The organism is Bradyrhizobium sp. Kon58, assembly GCF_055807455.1.
Genome location: NZ_JBVVOT010000111.1, coordinates 1 through 605, shown reverse-complemented (window position 1 = coordinate 605; position 605 = coordinate 1). Strand labels below are relative to the sequence as shown.

The following is a 605-nucleotide window of genomic DNA, read 5'->3' as shown; positions in this document are numbered from 1 at the left end:
TGGCCATCGAGACGACGCCAGCTTTTGTGCGCGGCCTCAAGCAGTTTGAAGACCATCGCGAGCGCCGTCCTGTTGGACAGGCAACCCTTCGATCGGATGGTGCGGTGGCGCACGGTGGCGAAGGTGCTTTCAATGGGATTGGTCGTCCGCAGGTGTTTCCAGTGCTCGGCGGGGAAGTCGTAGAACGCCAGTAGCGTGTCCCGATCCTTGCTCAGGCAGTCGGCCGCCTTCTGGTATTTCAGCGCGTAGCTCTCGATGAAGGCGCCGAACGCCAGCTCGGCGGCGACCTTCGTTTCAGCCATCCAGATCTCCTGCAACGCGCGTTTGGCTTTCGGCTGCTGGCTCTTCGGCAACTTGGCGAGCACGTTCGCGGTCTTGTGCACCCAGCAGCGCTGCTCGCGCGTTTTCGGCCAGACCTCGCCGGCAGCTTTCCAGAAGCCGAGCGCGCCATCGGCGATAACGAGCCGCGGAGGCACGGCGAGCCCGCGCCGCTTCAGATCAAGCAGCAGATCGCGCCAGTCGTACGCGCTCTCGCGGGCACCATCGGTGAAGCCGACCAGTTCCTTACGGCCTTCCGGCGTCGCACCGATCAGCACCAGGATGCA

General features: G+C 64.1%; 1 protein-coding gene. It reads right to left on the bottom strand.

Features of this window, described 5'->3' with window-relative positions; genetic code table 11:
* On the bottom strand, positions 1 to 605 hold a 605-nt coding region (locus AC0L20_RS39685), incomplete at both ends, for an IS256 family transposase (protein WP_473295617.1).